Consider the following 17,095-nt stretch of genomic DNA (forward strand, 5'->3'; position numbering starts at 1 on the left):
ACTCAAAGACTTATGAAAAAAATAATACTGTTTGCTTTCACCACATTTTCTTTGGTTTCCTGTGGTAAAAAAGAAAAATTAAACGAAGAAAATTTGACCCAAAAAGTCAAAGTTTTAAATGTGGGAACTTTTCACATGGGATATACCACCGATAATTATAAAAGTGAGTTTGACCCAAAACTGGAAGCCAATAAAGAGCAGATCGCAACTTTAAATAAATGCTCGCACAATTCAAACCCACCATCATTCTTGTAGAATCTGGACCCAAAGAACAGGCAGGTCTCGATAAAAATTACGCTCAATATTTACAAAATCCTGCAAAAGACACCGGCTTTCAAAGTGAAATTCAGTTTTTAGCTTTTGAGATCGGACGATTATCGCAGACCAAAAAAATCATTGGCATCGACAAACAAATGGGTTATGATTACATGGGAATCGATAAACTTGCGCACGAAATTGAAGCGAAAACTTATTTAAAAGGTCAGAGTGAAATCAAGAAAATGTTTCAAAGTTTAGAATCAGAAAGTTTGGTCAACAGATTTATTAAAATGAATACTCCAGGTTTTTATGATGCCATGATCAATTTTAATGCGGATCTACTGACCTACGTCAACACGAAAGATCATTTTGAAGGAGCCGAAGCTGCCGGTGATTTTTATTTGCGAAATTTAAAAATGTTTGCGAATATTAATCGGGTTAAAGTAAATGATAACGACCGTATATTAATTTTATCAGGTACAACTCATGCTGCGTTCTTCGATATGTTTATGAAAAGAAGTCCGAAATATGAAGTGGTGCCTATTACGGATTATCTGAAACATTAAAATTTAGGATTGAAGTGTTACTAATAAATTCAAAATAAATTTTCCATGGATTTGAATAAAGATAAAAGTCTTGCCTTAATAATTCTTTCTGTTTTTATGTTCGTCAATAATTCAATGGGTTTGTTGATGGCAAGATTTGCTTTTAACGATCCAGATCAAAGAGACTCCGTTCCGCAGATATTCTATATTGTTTGTGGATTCATGATGTTGATTTCGTTAGCGGGTTTAGGTTATGGGATTTTTCTGAGAAAGAAAACAAAATAAAGCAGTCAAAAAAATTACGATTTAAATGCGGTTGAAATATTTGTTTGGGCGAAATCTTTAAGCTTAGATTTTTAACAAAATAAGCTCGAAATAAAATAGTGGGTAAAACTTTTCAAAATCACAAGTGAAAATGGATAAGTATAACGAAACTTTCGAAACCTGGAATAAAATCGCCTTACAATATGAGGAAAAGTTCATGGACATGAACTTGTATAATGACACTTACGACTTGATCTGCACTTCCCTGCCTGAACCAAATTCAAAAATTTTAGAAATCGGTTGTGGACCTGGAAACATCACGAAATATCTTTTATCAAAACGTCCCGACTTTGATATTTTTGGAATCGACATTGCGTCAAATATGATCGAACTTGCAAAAAAAAATAATCCGAAAGCAAATTTTAAGGTTATGGATTGCAGAGAAATTGACCAACTTAAAACAAAATTCGACGCAATTGTCTGCGGTTTTTGTTTGCCTTATCTTTCGCAAACAGACAGTGTAAAATTAATTTTCGACTGTTCTAATCTGTTAAATAAAAGCGGACTAATTTATCTAAGTTTTGTTGAAGGAAACCCGAGTAGATCAGACTTTCAAACCAGTGGCAGTGGTCACAGAAGTTATTTTTATTATCATGAGTTCGAAAATTTGAAGGACATACTTCTCGAAAATAAATTTGACGAAATTCAAACATTTAAAGTAAACTATAAAAAATCGGAGCACGAAACGGAAATTCATACCATAGTGATTGCCAAGAAAAAAGCGATCGAATAACATCAATTTCCCCAACATTTCTAAAAAAAAACAATCTGAACTTACTTTGAAAAAACGAACTCTTCTCTTTGCACAGGAGTTTCTTTACAAATTTTATCAAACTCCTCAATTGACTTAAATTTTAACTGCTCCACAATTTTATATTCGTAAAACACTTTGAAAGTATCACTTTTAAATACCCAGGGTTCCACCGTAATTACGTTCTCTGCTTTGTAAAAAGTTTGATTCATATCACCATCCGGACTTTGAGAAATTTCCATTTTTCGTCCTTCTGGCTGAATTTTATCCATGCAGATCAAAAGGGAAAAGGCATCGCACCATTCTACAAATCGATAGATCATTTCAGCATATTTTTTATCAATGTCTAGATGTTTAAGAATGTCTTTCCGGTTTTTTTCCTGCTCTTTTAAAAACGCTTCTAATTTTTCGTCGCGATCTACTTCACTGCCGGAAAAAATAAAATTCAAATGCATGGAAGTTAATAAAGCATTTAACTGACTTTTTGCAGTGGCGATCTCCATGATGTTTAATTTCTGCTTCAACGCTGTCTTTTTGGATGAATCACCTACCGTGAAGTTTCGCGGCGCACCTGCTTCGGTAAGATTTTTATTTTGCAAAGTTTCCGCGGCACCATCATCGTGCTCCGCAATGGCGATGAGCGTAGGAACCATTATTTCATTAGGCAGATCAATGTCATATTGATAAGCGATCATAGCTGCAAGAAGTCCGTGAGAACGTTGGTTAATAATTTTCCAACCTTTTTGATGGGAGATAACGATCATGATTTATACTGTATTTAAAAACTTATTTCTAAAGGTTTGCCTAAGTCAAATTTAGTAAAAATCCTGAAAATTTTCAGAATTATTCGCATGTTCGAATTCTATAAATTTCAGAATGAATTATCTTCCCAAGAGATAATTGATCGCATTAAAACAGATCATCACCTATAATTTTGAGAGACGAGAAATCTCCGGCAACATTCATCCGTTTACAAACGGATATTTTTTATATATTTGATTATCAAATGATTCTTATGGAAAATTGTTTAGAATGTGGCGAAAAAATCATCGGACGAACGGATAAAAAATTCTGCAATGACGGCTGCAGAAACGCCTACAATAACAAAAACAACCAGGATTCCTCCAATCTTATGCGCAACGTGAATAATAAACTGCGCAAAAATTACCGCGTTCTGTCAGAACAAAAATTCATTGAAGGAAAAGCCAAAACTACGCGAAACAAATTAGTTTCAGAAGGATTTAATTTTGAATATTTCACAAATTTGAAGGTCTATAAAAATGGTGCAGAATATCGTTTTGTTTATGATATAGGCTACAAATTATTAGAAGAAGACTGGATTTTGTTGGTAAGGAAAGAATAATTTATATTTGAACATACTTATCTGCATGAAAAAACTTTTACTTCTTCTGTTTCTCCATTCCTTTTCAATTGTCCTTTTTAGCCAAAATCACACAACTAGATCCGACCATTTTTTCTATGAAAATAAAGGTCAGATTGTGGATCAGGATGGTAAAGAAAATTCCGCAGTAAAATACCTTTTCAATTCTGGTGGATTAAATGTTCAGATCAAAAACTCCGGTTTTTCCTACGACGTTTATGAGACCAGGAAAACGTTCAAAAAGAAACAGGAACGGACAAAACAAGATCTTCCAACCGAAGGTAAAAAACGTCCTGAATTTGATCTGCAAAATGAATTTCACCGCGTTGATATTCAGTTTCTCGGCGCCAATCATAACTCCGAAATTATTGCTGAAGGCAAGTCAGAAGATTACGACAATTACTACAATCTACCCAACAATCCAAAAGGAGTAGAAAATGTTCACCGCTTCGAAAAAGTCACCTACAAAAATCTTTACCCAAATATTGATCTGGTTTTCTTTAAACCAGATGATACTTTAAGACCTGTCGAATACAATTTCATCGTCAATCCAGGCGGAAAAATTTCTGACATCAAATTAAAATTTCAAGGTGCAAAAACAAAATTAAAAGACGGAAAACTTTCGATGACTCTTCGTTTTGGGGAAATGCAGGAAAACATTCCTCATTCCTGGGAAGAAATCGGAAGTGCAAAAAATTCTATCGATGTTCAGTTTAAAGATTTAGGAAATCAAACTTTTGGTTTTGCATCTACAAAAGATAGTTCAGATAAGACTATCGTGATCGATCCTGTTCCGACAAGAATCTGGGGAAGTTATTTTGGCGGAGATGGTGAAGAATACGCTTGGATCAGACCTGATAATAATAATAATATTTATTTATTTGGTTATTCAACAAGTACCAATAATGTTGCGACAACTGGAAGCTATCAAAATTATTTAGCTGGAGGTGGAGATGCTTTTATTTCAAAAATAAGCAAAAACGGACAGCGATTTTGGGGAACGTATTATGGAAAAAAATATTTTGATACTACAGGATCTTTAGACTTTGACGCAAATTTTAATATTTATGCTGCAATAGTCGTTGAAAAACCAAATCCACTTTATCCAGGAAACCGATATTATTTTTATCAGAAAATAGTTCTTCTAAAATTAAATTCAAATGGCAATTTAATCCTTGAAAATGAAATAGGTAGAGAAGTAGGAAATCCTGCCTATTCTGGGTATAGCGACGAAACAGAAATAAATGATGTAAAACTCCTCAATAATAAAGTTTATATCACTGGAAAAACAAGATTAAATGTTTTCGGAACAGCGGGTGCCTTTCAAGAAAATATTGGAGTCGGTGAAACTGGATTTTTAACAAAATTCGACGCGATTACTGGAGCGAACGATTTCTTCACCTATATCGGAGGTAATGGACCAAGTGTAATGTACAGCATTTTTAATACAGACGCTACAGGTATAGAACTATCGGGAATTTCAAGAGGTACCGATTTTCCTATGATCGATGCTTTTCAACAAGTAAATAATGGTGGGAATTTTGGAAACAATGGTTTATATGTGAAATTTTCAGAAGCTGGAAATTTATTGAAGTCGAGTTATTTTGGCAATGCAGAAAGTTATTTTTTCCTTTCAACACGTCGTTTTGGTAATGAAGTGATGTTTGCCGGAAAAATGTACACTCAAAATAAACTGTGCTATTTTCTTGTAGATACTGCTCTCAATACTGTTAAAGATTATAAAGAAGTAAGCATTTACAACAGCGATGGAGATATTTATATCGACAATAACAAAAATATTTTTGCTTCAGGTCGCGCAAGTCCAAACGATCCCTGGATCAATCAACAAACTACAACGGGATCTTATTTGCCAAATATTGGACAATATATTTCTACCTTTTACACCAAATACGATTCTAATTTTCAAAAAATTTGGTCCACTTTTTACCAAGGAAGTGGTGGAACGCAACTTGGTATGATCACCAAAGATTACGACAATTATCTTTATTTATGGGGATTGTCATCACGTAATTATACGGGGATTGCAACACCGGGAACTTTCCAACAAACTACAAATACGAACAATAACGATATGTACATCGCCAAGTTTGCAGATTGTGCTTCGAATGTTACGGTATCTTTTGTCCCAACCTGTATTAATCAAAATCTTCAGTTAAATGCTTCGGGAGGAACAAGCTACGAATGGTTTGGACCAAATAATTTTCATTCACTTATTCAAAACCCTGTAATCAATAATGCACAGGCAAGTGATTCAGGAGAATATTTTGTCAGGATTACCGGCGGACAATCATGTGGCGGAATATTTTCGGTCATTGTAAACATCGGAAGTCCAACTTTACCTGTTTTAGACATTCCCAATTTGCCAAACATTACGGCTTTCTGTAAAATAACAATCACTACAATTCCAACAGCAACAACTGGTTGCGGAACAAAAATTAATGCAACAACCACCGATCCTTTAACCTATAATACTCCAGGAAATTACGTGATCCATTGGTTTTATAATGATGGAAATGGTCACATCCTTAATCAAAATCAAAATGTGAGCGTACAGGGAGTTGCACTTCCAAATGCAAACGCGACTCAAAATTTCTGCGCAATTAATACTCCAAAAATTTCGGATATTCAAATTTCCGGAACATCCATTAAATGGTGTGATGCGGCAGGAAATCTTTTAAGTCTAACTACTCTTTTGGTTAATGGAAATAAATATTTTGCAACGCAAACTTTAAACGGATGCGAAAGTAGCAAAACAGAAATTACCGTAACTTTAAATGATCCAAATCCACCCACAGGAAATGCAACTCAAGATTTCTGTTCCGCGCAATTATCAACGATTTCAAACATCATCATCGTTGGTCAAAACATCAAATGGTTCGACGCTGCTGGGACTGTTTTAGCGACCTCTACTCCACTTGTTGATGGAAAAACCTATTTTGCCACTCAAACTTTAAATGGTTGCGAAAGCACTCAGAAATTAGCCGTTAAAGTAAATGTGACAAATGGTGGAATACCTGCAAATGATTACTCAACAGTATTTTGCAATCCGACGACCGACAATACTAAAGCTGAAAACCTCAACAATTTCAAAGGAAATTTAATTGTAAATCCTGCAAATTATCTATTTGAATTTTTCAATGCGAACAATCAATTGATTACGGATCCATCAACGGTCAGTTTAATTTTAGGTTCGAATTTATTTAATGTAAAAATTTCAAATAACCTCGGATGCTTTGTATTCGTAAAACTGACTTTAACATTAAATCCAAAACCGAATATCAATCTTCCTACCGACGTAGAATTCTGTAATGGTCAAAGCGCAAATTTAGATGCCGGAATAGGTTTTTCTTCTTATGAATGGACGAAATCAGGTGATCCAAAAATCATCTCCACCAAACAGATTTTGGTCGTTACAGAAGCTGGAAAATATAGTATCAAAGTCAAAAACACTTTTGGTTGCGAAAATTCTGCGCTGGTCACTGTGAAGCAATCGGTTCTTGCTACGATTACAGGAGTGCAGATTGTAAATAATACGGCGACAGTTCAAATTTCTACTTCAGGAGATTTTATTTATTCGCTCGATAATTTAACCTGGCAAAATTCTAATGTTTTCACCAATTTGAACAATGGAAATTATACGGTTTACGTAAAAACAAAACTGGGCTGTATCATTGGAACTATGAATTTTAGCATTTTCAATGTAACTAATATTTTTACACCAAATGCAGACGGAATTAATGATACCTGGAAGATCTCCGGCTTAGAAAATTATCCAAATTCTGAAATCAAAGTTTTCGACCGTTTCGGTACTATGGTTTTAAACAAAATTACAAACGGAACTTTTGAATGGGACGGAACTTTCAATTCCCGCCATTTGCCGACAGGAAGTTATTGGTACATCATAAAAGTTTCTGACGGTAGATTGTTAAGCGGTTGGCTCGTTTTAAAGAATAGAAATTAAGATATGAAAAAAATAGTTTATTTATTTTTGATTTTAAACGTTGGTTTCCTCTCTGCGCAAATTGACACTAAACTTTTATATCAAGATTGGTATGCCGTAAAAGTTGAAATGAAAGACGGAAGTAGACCATTTAAAAAAGAAAAATTTGTATTTAAAGATTATTGCATAAGCATCGATAAGAACAACTATTATTTAGGAAAAGTCGATGCGATACTATCACATAAATCCAACCCGGCCATAAAATATTCCTTGATTGGACGCAAATTACTAACTTCTTCTGAGTCATCATTGAATATTGATAAACTTACGGCAGATTCGTTAATACTCACCCAAAATATCTCGCAAACAGATCCTAAAGATTTAGAAAGATATGTTTTAATTCCTTTAAAAAAATTAGTAGATGATAAAATTGCCGAACAAAAAGGAAAGGATACGTTGGTCGCAAATTCATTTTTACATCCTGAATTTAAAAATTTTAAATATACTAATCGATCGATCAAGACTATTTCTAAATCGAATCCTTATACGAAAAATCCAACCTTAAATTTTCGTTTCAGTGGTTTCGTAATTTTAGATTTAGAAAATAAAAAAGTAACAGCTACAGCAAATAAATATGATGAAAAATTCAAAAAAGAAGTTGATGAACAGTTAAGACTATTAGACAATTCCTATAAAAACTGGAATTTATCTAAACTGAATGGATATAAGTATGTAAAAATCCCTTTTGCTTTTATTCATTATTATGAGAAGAAAGAAGATTTAGAATCTTCAGGAGATTTATTAAATCTGTATTCATTGGATTTCAATGATATTTTTATAACTGCCGAAATCAGTTTAGCTCAGCTTGAAGAAAGCGGGAAATTTTTCACAAGCGCAGTTTCTGCTTATCAAAGAAAAAACTATGCTGAATCGCTAAAATTGTTTCAAAAAGCATTTCAAACAAACAATACTTACCTTGATGCATATTATAATTTTGCAGAGATCAATTTTGCTTACGGAAGCAAAAAAGAAGCATGTACAACTTGGCTTTTTTTAAAGGATGAAGGTCAAAAAATTGCTGAAAAAAGTTATAACAGTAAATGTTTAAAATAAATGGAATGAAATCATTAACACTTGTTGTAATTGCGATAACTTAATTCTTAGAAATTACTGGTACTTTCCGATGGTCGATTATTAAACGGTCGGCCAGTTTTAAAGAACAGAAATTAAAGGACATTACTTTTTAAAACAGCAATATTAAGTAAAGCAAAAAAGAGCAGAAATTACTGCTCTTTTTATATTTAATTGAAGTCGCTTTACCTAAGCTTCGTCGATCAACTTAATTTTATCATCTAAAATCTCAATTTTTTTATCTCTGTACAAACCACCGATGGCTTTCTTGAAATTTTTCTTGCTCATCTGAAGTTCATCTTTAATTTCTTCCGGCGTCGATTTGTCGGACAGATAAAGCAAACCATAATTGATTTCGAGTTTATCTAAGATCATTTTCTGGAATTCATCAATATTTTCATAACCTTCCGGTTGTAGAGAAACATCGATCTTTCCGTCTTCACGGATGGTTTTAATGAAACCCACTTCTTCGCTCAAAGGGAAGAGTTTTTTATAAACATCTGAAGTATAAATCAAACCGATATATTCTTTATTGATGATAACATTCCAACCCAGTTCACTTTCGCCAGCTACGATTAAATGAACTTTTTCTCCTTTTTGCAAAGGCAGATTTTCGTAGTGCGGATTTCTTTTATAGCGCGTTGTTCCTGTAATTAATTCTAAAAACTCATCAACATAAACATAAACCAAATATCTTTTTCCCTCGATAATTTTCGCTTTCTGCTGCTTATATGGGACAAATAAATCCTTGATAATTCCCCAATCCATAAAAGCGCCGGTTGGCAAACTTTGTACACACGTCATGATGGCAAACTGGCCAACTTCTGCATTGGGTTTTTCGGTCGTCGCTTTTAATTTGTCATCATCCTGATAAACGAACACTTCCATTTCATCCCCAATTTCCGCATCTTCGGACGCAAAAATTTTGGGTAGAAAAGCTCTTTCACCGTCTTCATCTTCCAGAAATAATCCTGAATAATTTTTTTCTGCGATTTTTAATAATTGAGTTTTTCCGATGTTCATGATGACTGATAACTAAAAGTGAATATTAATAAGGTGCAAAGATAAGGTATTTTCTGCCGAGATTTTCGGGAATGGTTGTTGCTATTTCCAAAGAAAAAATTCATGAAACCTCTTTTAAAATACCGTCAGGAATTCGATGAACTTTCCGCAGAGGAAACCAGAGATTTGGAAAAAGCTGTAAAATCAGTTGAAAAATTCATCGAGAGTTCTTCAAAAATAAGCGAGGTCGATCATGCAACACGAGATGCTCATGCCAAAACTTATGCGACAGCAAAAGGATTTTTGAAGATCTCAGAAAATTTACCGGATTTCTTGACGGAAATTTTCGACCAAAAAGAATATGACCTTTTGGCAAGATTCTCTAACGGAAATTTAATCATCAATAAAAAAGGCAGAGATTCCCCACTCTACGGATTTTCTTTAAAAATAAAAAACATAAAAGGTCAGGACGCCAATTTTCCCTTGGTTAATTTCCCTTTATTTCCTACAAATTCTCCCTCGGTTTTTCTAAATTTCTTCAGATCGGTGAATACTTTTTTGGTCACGAAACAAGATAATTTTTTAGTCTCCGTTTTAGATCTGCCTTCACTTATAAAAAACAGTTTATCTCTTTTCAGTTCCATGTTTTCGGTAGATTTGGCGAAGAAAATAATGAAATTTATTCCGAAACGAAATGACTTTTTCTTTTCCTTTCATTTTGATGGGATTGGATGTTACCGAATCGGCGATCACGTAATGAAGATCGGCTTGAAACCTGTTCGAAACCTTTCTGAAATTGGCAAAGATGAATTGCAGAAAGATTCTATCAATGAATTTATTTCCCTGCAGGATTCCCATTTTTTATTGACGGTGCAGCTTTGCGAAAATTTAGAAGATCAGCCCATCAACGATTTGATGAAAACCTGGAAAAACGCGCCCGAATATCTTTTAGGAAAAATTATAATAGTGCAGGATTCTGCGCTTGACTCTAAGACTTCATCTGTCGAAAACCTCAATTTTAATCCATTTGAAAATGCGGAAAATCTACAACCCGTCGGAAAAATTCAGCAGATCAGAAAGAAAATTTACGAGGCTTCCATCGAAACACGAAACCGTTTAAATGGAAAGTAAAAAAAATTGACCATTACTTTTAAAATAAAAAAAAGAGAAGTTTGCACTTCTCTTTCTTCTTAAAATCTTGAAATATATTCGTTGAGCTTTCTTCTTCCGCTGTCAAAATCAAAAGCCTCATTGACCACATAATAATTTCGGCGATCAACGCAATTCTGATACAATTGTTTTGCGACTTCTAATTTGTTATCATCAAAACTCATCACTTTTATCAAAGCCTGAACCTGCAATGCAGTGAAATTGGTATTTCTTGCGATCGAGAAAATCATGGCTATTTTATCTTTGTCAAAACTTGCATTTCTTTTCAAAGACGTTAGGAAAGTGCCGAATTCCTGATTGTTCATTACGTTTGCGTAATTACTTCCGTTTCCGCTGTTTCCATTCCAGTAATCGTTTTGGTTTCCGTACGGATTATTCCAGACATCGTCCCACTCATTAATTCCGTAAGACTGATTTTGAACCGGATAATTTCCCAGAAGATACAATCCTTGATTTGGAAAGAAATCTAGCACCAATCGCGTGCTGTTTCTCACGCTGAGTTGTGTTCTGTAGATCAGATAATTATTTTCGTAGATCGAAATCGGAACAGTTCCAGCTCGAAGTTCAAAAAACCTGAATTTTCCTGTAGGATTGCTCATGAACTGGTCTCCGATTTCCACTGCGTAATTTCCATTTTGTGGGATCCTTAAAAACACTTCAGAATTGCCGTAGTTGTAGTTCCAGCGATACTCATTACTTCCAGATGACTTTGGGTTTTTAAAACCTGGAATGATCCTGTCGTTAGATTGCTCCTGACCTTTTCCGTTGTTGTTGTTATTGTTGTTGTTGTTGTTGTTATTATTTCCCCGAAATCCGTCGCTGCGTTGCGATTGCATTTCGGAAGTTTTCGCTTCATTTTTCAGAAGTTCTCCGGCTTTTCCTGCTTCCTGCGCAAAAACGCTAAGATTCATTAATAAGACGCCAATAGTAAAGATTGTTTTCATTTTGTAAATTTTAAAGGTTGTTCCGAAATATTACTCTATAATAATGCCAAAAAGTGGCTCTATCAAGTAATTTCAACGAATAACTGCAAATAACCGTATTATTCATTAATTGCCTGAAAGTGGCTTTAACCTTCCATAAAAATGTTAATCAAAGCGAATCCCGATCCTCAAAAATATTTTTATGAGAACACGTGAATTTCATGAAAATATAAATGAAAGGATAAGTTTAAATAAAGACAATTCCCAGTATTCAAAACATCCCATAAAAAAAAGAGAAGCCTAAACTTCTCTTCATTGATCAACTTTCCAAAAGTTTTGTTTCATAGTTCATCATTAAAAAATTTTAAGTCAAATAAATATTAACCCTTTAAAAACTTAATGTTACTTTTTAATGACCTGGATTGTTTGATCTTTGTCATTTTTACCGGAAAGTTGTAAAAAATAATTTCCCGCTGGTAATTTGCTCATATCTATTTTTCCTGAATTAACCGATTGTGTAGTAATTATTTTACCATCAATAGAAATCACTTTCACAGTGTCGAAATTGCTAAAATCTCCGGTGAAGAATATATTTTCCGTCGCAGGATTTGGATAAACCTGTACTTTATTTTTTAAAGAATTATTTTGCGTTACTAATGTTGGATTTGCCTGTCCCATCGCAGAATTCGTCGTTTGATTGATCCCTGCTAAAGCAACGACTACCGTTGCTGTTGTTGCCGTAAACAAAGGATATCTATTAACATTATCATAATAAGTATAAATAGTGCTTACTAAAGTTCCAACTTGAAAAGTGAAACCTGCATCTAAATACAATTTATAATCCTGAAAAGTTTTGACACGGATGACATTAGTAAAGATCTGACTTCCAAGTTTAAGTATTCCTGCACCATCTGCAGTTGTCGTGATAGTGCCTTTGAAAAAAGCGTTATTGGTTCCAGTCACGCCGGTTCCGGACGCAGTATCAGTATAAGTGTTGCTGTAACTCGTGGGGAATTTTAGAAATAATGCATTGTCACTGCTAAAATTTAAAACTGCTCCACCGATAGTTGCACCCGTAATCTGTAAATCTGCAGCAGAAGATTTGTAGAAAATCTCATTACCGCCTCCATCAGAAAATTTTACCGTAGAACCTGGAAATGTAGTAATTTCTGATGCACTCGGCGTAGAGACAGTAGCTGTAATTGCAGACCCGGGAGTAAGTGAGCTGTTATCAAAAGTTTTGGGATAACCGGTGACAGAATTATCTGGTGTTCCCGTGTAATTCACATTATTGATGGTGTTACCAGATAAATAATCGTTTGCAGCTTTAGTAAGCGTCGTTTGTGAGAAGGCTAAACAACTGCACGCAGTCGTTAGCAGTAAATAAATATTTTTCATCATTTTGTTATTTACAGCGAAGTTACTACATAATTACATTTCCTTTATTAAATTATTGATTTATTTACCATTTTTCTAAAAGCATCTTCTATTTCAGCCATTTTTTACATTTAAAGCAAAAAAAGAGAAGCCGAAACTTCTCTATTAACATTATGATCATATTCAATTCCATGCATGATATAAATCGTTACATTCGCCCACGATTTTTTTTATTGAACATTGTGGATTATAATATTTTAATTCCGCAGGTTACACCCACGGCTATTATAATTAAATCCTCCGGATTTAAGAAATGCATGATCTCCGTAATTAAATTTCAAATTGCAAAAAAAAGAGAAGCCGAAACTTCTCTTTTAATATGATAATAAACCGAACCGCCGATCAATTCGTGAATCTCTCCTTGGCTCTTTTTACTTTTACCTTGGCTCTTTTAACTTTTTACTTGGCTCTTCTTAAAAATGAATCGCTCTCTTCCCAGTCGCGTCCAAAGCCGCTTCTTTCATCGCTTCAGCATAGGTTGGATGTGCGTGAGACATTCTCGAAATATCTTCAGCACTTGCTCTGTATTCCATGGCGACAACAGCTTCTGCGATTAAATCTGCGGCTCTCGCTCCGATCATGTGAACACCAAGAATCTCATCCGTTTTTTCGTCAGCGATTACTTTAATGAAACCATCAATATCACCGGAAGCACGGCTTCTTCCCAAAGCACGCATCGGGAAATTACCCACTTTAATAGCAACACCTTCCGCTTTCAATTGCTCCTCTGTTTTACCAACAGCAGCAACTTCAGGCCATGTATAAACAACACCTGGAATCAAATTATAATTGATGTGAGGTTTTTGTCCAGCGATCAATTCAGCAACCATTGTTCCTTCTTCAGACGCTTTGTGGGCCAACATTGCACCTACTACAACATCACCGATGGCGTAAATATTCGAAACATTAGTTTGTAAATGTTCGTTCACTTTCACTCTTCCTCTTTCGTCAAGATCAACTCCGGCTTTTTCCAGTCCAAGTCCTTTCGTGTACGGACTTCTACCCACAGCAACCAAAACGTAATCTCCTTCGAAAACTACTTCTTCGCCTTTTTTATCTTTCGCTGTAACTTTTACGGTATCGCCATTTCTTTCAACAGACTGAACGCCCGTAGAAAGGTTGAACTTCATTCCTTGCTTACGCAAAACTTTGTTCAATTCTTTCGACAAAGAAGCATCCATTGTTGGAATAATTCTATCCATAAATTCGACCACCGTTACTTCAGAACCTAATCTTTTGTAAACAGAACCCAACTCCAAACCGATTACTCCACCACCGATTACTATCATATGTTTCGGAATTTCTTTCAATTCCAAAGCCTCCGTAGAAGTAATAATTCTTTCCTTATCCAAAGTAATAAAAGGAAGCGCAGTTGGTTTAGAACCTGTCGCGATAATCGTATATTTAGAATCGATCGTTTCCGTAGAACCATCGTTTTTCGTAACTTTAATTTGAGTTGCAGATTCAAAACTTCCAACACCTTCGAAAACAGTAACCTTGTTTTTATCCATCAGGAATTGAATTCCTTTCGTGGTTTGATCTACCACTTCACTTTTGCGCGCAATCATTCTCGACAAATCTGCCACAGGATCATTGATGATAATTCCGTGGTTGGCGAAATCGTGTTTAGCGTTATAAAAATGCTCCGAACTGTCCAAAAGCGCTTTACTCGGAATACAACCTACATTCAGGCAAGTACCGCCAAGAACCGAATATTTCTCGATTAATGCTGTTTTGAAACCCAGTTGCGCACATCTAATTGCCGCAACATAACCACCAGGACCGGAACCGATTACGGTAACATCGAATTGACTCATATTTATCTTTTTATGATTTAATTAAAAGTAGGGCAAATTTACAAAATATTTTCGCTTTGGGTGGTGTGGATTTGCAGAGATTTTCCGTCGATGTCATTGCGAGGAATGAGGAACGAATGAGGTGGCGATCTCAGAATTTAATTGCTTATAATTCTGGGGAGCCGGGAACCTGCTTTCCGCTGTATCTTTTGCGCCACTTCGTTCTGCAAAAGGATGCCGCTGCAATCAGGGCTATGAGATTGGTATTTGAAAGAAATGTTTGTACATTTACTTTTTTGCAGAAGTTGAAACTAATGAAACAAAAAAAGAAAATATTTGAACAACACCTATATCATGAAATTGACGATGAAGACAAGGCTGAAGAATACTTGGACAATTCTCTTCCTCTCATAGGATTAGTTGTTATGTATTTTAATGGTCTTGAAAAATCGCTTGACAGTATAATATGTCAAATGTCTACTGATAGAACAGATGCAACTGGACTAATTGTATTACACAAGATGAGTTATTCGACAAAGGTAGATTTATTCAAAAGATTTAGTGATGAGTTCCATCTCTGTTGCGACAATAAAATTGAGGAATTTGAAAACTTAATTTCCAATCTTAAGGAAACTGGAAGATTACGCAATTTAGTTGTCCACGCAGATTGGGAAAACACAGATGATGACGGTTACACTTATGTAAACCTAAGAATTTCAAATAATGGTATGGAACAAGAATATTTACAATTCTCCGAAGACTCACTTAAAGAAATTATCCAGTTAATTTTCACAAGTCGTCAGCAACTGGGAAATTATTGGGAGAAACGAAATGAGGAATTATATAAAAATTAAAAACAATTTGAAAATCCCCACAATCCACGGCTACATCGACAGAAGAATTTTAATCAACTTCATCGCTGATCCAAAATCGCTGGAGAAAAGAATATTCGAAAGATTACCCTTGATATTATTGCTGCTATTTCTCTCTTGTAGTGGACAAGATGAGAATAAAAAACAATCTGATTATCATAAAAAGTACAACTTGTTTTATGATAAAACGCAGTTTGCAATTGAAAAAAAAGATTCTACAAATTTTCATACATATTATGATTCTACAAAAATATATTTAGATACTCTGTTAACAAAGCAACCAAATAGTGTGAATCTATTGCGTAAAAAGTTAGGATTACTAATTCTGAATAATGATTTAAGGGAAATGATTGGTACCTATGATTTATTGATTAAAAATGACTCATTAAATTCAGCACAAAAGCAAGATTTAAAGTTCGGCCAATTTTACTGCATGGCATTAACAGACTCAATTTTGTATAAAAAACAAATGTTACAATATTATAATGAACTACAAAGAAATGAACCAAAAATAAATATCTTGTTAAAAAATCCCAATCCATATAAGGATCAGCCTGAGATATATAAAAGAATGGGTATAAGTTATTATTTTGCGGGAAAAGAAAAAACATTGCAAGATTTTGAATCTATCAGTCAGAAAATTCCATATAAATTTAAATATGATATGATAAAAGAAAAACTGAAAGATCGAATAGACTTCTTAAAAGATGGAATGGATTTTCCGATAAAATATGATTGGAAATAATTCCCATACTGCCGTATGAATCCTTTCGTACGATCAGTAATAAAAAACATTTGATCTAAATGAAAATCCCCACAATCCACGGCTACATCGACAGAAGAATTTTAATCAACTTTACCGCTGATCCAAAATCGGTGGAGAAAATAATTCCATTTCCCTTCCGACCAAAAATTTATAAAGACAAAGCCATTGTAGGAATTTGTTTGATCAGACTGAAAGACATTAAGCCAAAAGGATTTCCAGACTTTATCGGCGTCAATTCAGAAAACGGAGCCCACAGAATCGCCGTTGAATGGGACGAAAAAGAGGAAACAAAATCGGGCGTTTACATTCCACGCCGCGACACTTCTCTAAAAATAAACGCATTTATTGGCGGTCGACTATTTCCAGGCAAGCATTATCTGGCAAAATTCAATGTGCAAGAAACAAACGGAAATTATCATATCGACTTTAAAAGTTCCGATGAAACCGAAACATCAATTGATGCAACTGAAACCAAAGTATTTAATGAGAACTCCATCTTCGGAACCTTAGAAAATGCTTCCGATTTTTTCGAAAATGGCGACCTTGGATATTCACCCAACAAAGATAAGTTTGATGGATTAAGATTGAAGGCATACAAATGGGAAGTTCAACCGCTTGAAGTTTCAAATGTGAAATCAAGTTTTTTTGAAAATGAAGAAATCTTTCCAAAAGGTTCTGTGACTTTTGACAATGCTTTATTGATGACCAATATTGAGCATGAATGGAAAAGCGAGCAGGGAAAATAATAAGAAAATATTTAGACATAAAAAGACGCATT

At 34.5% G+C, this 17,095-nt stretch carries 16 protein-coding genes; 11 read left to right on the forward strand and 5 right to left on the reverse strand.

What is annotated here, in order from left to right:
• The first annotated feature begins 12 nt into the window (after positions 1-12).
• The 4 genes from IV494_RS05405 to IV494_RS05420 all read left to right on the forward strand — a co-directional run bounded on the left by IV494_RS05405 (position 13) and on the right by IV494_RS05420 (position 1,860).
• Positions 13-255, forward strand: a complete 243-nt coding sequence (locus tag IV494_RS05405) for a hypothetical protein (RefSeq protein ID WP_196079119.1) — start codon at positions 13-15, stop codon at positions 253-255.
• Positions 219-824 (forward strand): DUF5694 domain-containing protein, encoded by a 606-nt coding sequence (locus tag IV494_RS05410; RefSeq protein WP_196079120.1) that lies wholly within the window; start codon positions 219-221, stop codon positions 822-824. The genes IV494_RS05405 and IV494_RS05410 overlap by 37 nt, the downstream gene beginning before the upstream one ends.
• A gap of 45 nt (positions 825-869) precedes the next feature.
• Positions 870-1,088, forward strand: a complete 219-nt coding sequence (locus IV494_RS05415; RefSeq protein WP_196079121.1) for a hypothetical protein — start codon at positions 870-872, stop codon at positions 1,086-1,088.
• Positions 1,089-1,218: 130 nt separating this feature from the next.
• On the forward strand, positions 1,219-1,860 hold the full coding sequence (locus IV494_RS05420) for a class I SAM-dependent DNA methyltransferase (protein WP_196079122.1): 642 nt from the start codon (positions 1,219-1,221) through the stop codon (positions 1,858-1,860).
• Positions 1,861-1,901: 41 nt separating this feature from the next.
• On the opposite strand, the gene IV494_RS05425 is transcribed toward IV494_RS05420, so the two are convergent.
• A complete protein-coding gene (locus tag IV494_RS05425; protein WP_196079123.1) occupies positions 1,902-2,642 on the reverse strand; it encodes a DUF3891 family protein in 741 nt (246 codons plus the stop codon).
• Between the two features lie 251 nt (positions 2,643-2,893).
• On the opposite strand from IV494_RS05425, the gene IV494_RS05430 reads away from it, so the two are divergent.
• From IV494_RS05430 to IV494_RS05440, 3 genes are read left to right on the forward strand one after another with little or no spacing between them, the layout of a single operon-like run.
• Entirely contained in the window at positions 2,894-3,241 is a 348-nt protein-coding gene (locus IV494_RS05430; protein ID WP_196079124.1) for a hypothetical protein, read from the forward strand.
• A 25-nt stretch (positions 3,242-3,266) separates the two neighbouring features.
• Positions 3,267-7,241, forward strand: a complete 3,975-nt coding sequence (locus IV494_RS05435; RefSeq protein WP_196079125.1) for a T9SS type B sorting domain-containing protein — start codon at positions 3,267-3,269, stop codon at positions 7,239-7,241.
• A gap of 3 nt (positions 7,242-7,244) precedes the next feature.
• Positions 7,245-8,333: a tetratricopeptide repeat protein gene (locus IV494_RS05440; RefSeq protein ID WP_196079126.1), complete on the forward strand. Its 1,089-nt coding sequence runs from the start codon at positions 7,245-7,247 to the stop codon at positions 8,331-8,333.
• Positions 8,334-8,540: 207 nt separating this feature from the next.
• Here IV494_RS05440 and IV494_RS05445 read toward each other — a convergent pair whose 3' ends face one another.
• A complete protein-coding gene (locus IV494_RS05445) occupies positions 8,541-9,374 on the reverse strand; it encodes a CvfB family protein (RefSeq protein ID WP_196079127.1) in 834 nt (277 codons plus the stop codon).
• A 102-nt stretch (positions 9,375-9,476) separates the two neighbouring features.
• Here IV494_RS05445 and IV494_RS05450 point away from each other — a divergent pair, with 102 nt between their 5' ends.
• The gene (locus IV494_RS05450; protein WP_196079128.1) at positions 9,477-10,484 is read left to right on the forward strand and encodes a catalase family protein; all 1,008 of its coding nucleotides are present in this window, start codon (positions 9,477-9,479) and stop codon (positions 10,482-10,484) included.
• A 59-nt stretch (positions 10,485-10,543) separates the two neighbouring features.
• On the opposite strand, the gene IV494_RS05455 is transcribed toward IV494_RS05450, so the two are convergent.
• The 3 genes from IV494_RS05455 to lpdA form a co-directional block, all read right to left on the reverse strand.
• The gene (locus tag IV494_RS05455; RefSeq protein ID WP_196079129.1) at positions 10,544-11,467 is read right to left on the reverse strand and encodes a DUF4476 domain-containing protein; all 924 of its coding nucleotides are present in this window, start codon (positions 11,465-11,467) and stop codon (positions 10,544-10,546) included.
• Positions 11,468-11,848: 381 nt separating this feature from the next.
• Positions 11,849-12,844 carry a T9SS type A sorting domain-containing protein gene (locus tag IV494_RS05460; RefSeq protein ID WP_196079130.1) on the reverse strand — a complete coding sequence of 332 codons (996 nt, stop codon included), beginning with the start codon at positions 12,842-12,844 and terminating at the stop codon, positions 11,849-11,851.
• Positions 12,845-13,296: 452 nt separating this feature from the next.
• Positions 13,297-14,700, reverse strand: coding sequence for a dihydrolipoyl dehydrogenase (gene lpdA / locus IV494_RS05465; protein WP_196079131.1), 1,404 nt, complete (start codon positions 14,698-14,700; stop codon positions 13,297-13,299).
• Between the two features lie 56 nt (positions 14,701-14,756).
• On the opposite strand from lpdA, the gene IV494_RS05470 reads away from it, so the two are divergent.
• The 3 genes from IV494_RS05470 to IV494_RS05480 are packed head-to-tail and all read left to right on the forward strand — an operon-like array spanning position 14,757 to position 17,063.
• The gene (locus IV494_RS05470; RefSeq protein WP_230379910.1) at positions 14,757-15,533 is read left to right on the forward strand and encodes a hypothetical protein; all 777 of its coding nucleotides are present in this window, start codon (positions 14,757-14,759) and stop codon (positions 15,531-15,533) included.
• 7 nt (positions 15,534-15,540) lie between these two features.
• Complete coding sequence (locus IV494_RS05475; RefSeq protein WP_196079132.1) at positions 15,541-16,296, forward strand: hypothetical protein; 756 nt, start codon at positions 15,541-15,543, stop codon at positions 16,294-16,296.
• Positions 16,297-16,355: 59 nt separating this feature from the next.
• Positions 16,356-17,063 (forward strand): DUF2071 domain-containing protein, encoded by a 708-nt coding sequence (locus tag IV494_RS05480; protein ID WP_196079133.1) that lies wholly within the window; start codon positions 16,356-16,358, stop codon positions 17,061-17,063.
• The last annotated feature ends 32 nt before the right edge of the window (positions 17,064-17,095 follow it).

The organism is Kaistella gelatinilytica (assembly GCF_015679325.1).
GTDB classification, from domain to species: domain Bacteria; phylum Bacteroidota; class Bacteroidia; order Flavobacteriales; family Weeksellaceae; genus Kaistella; species Kaistella gelatinilytica.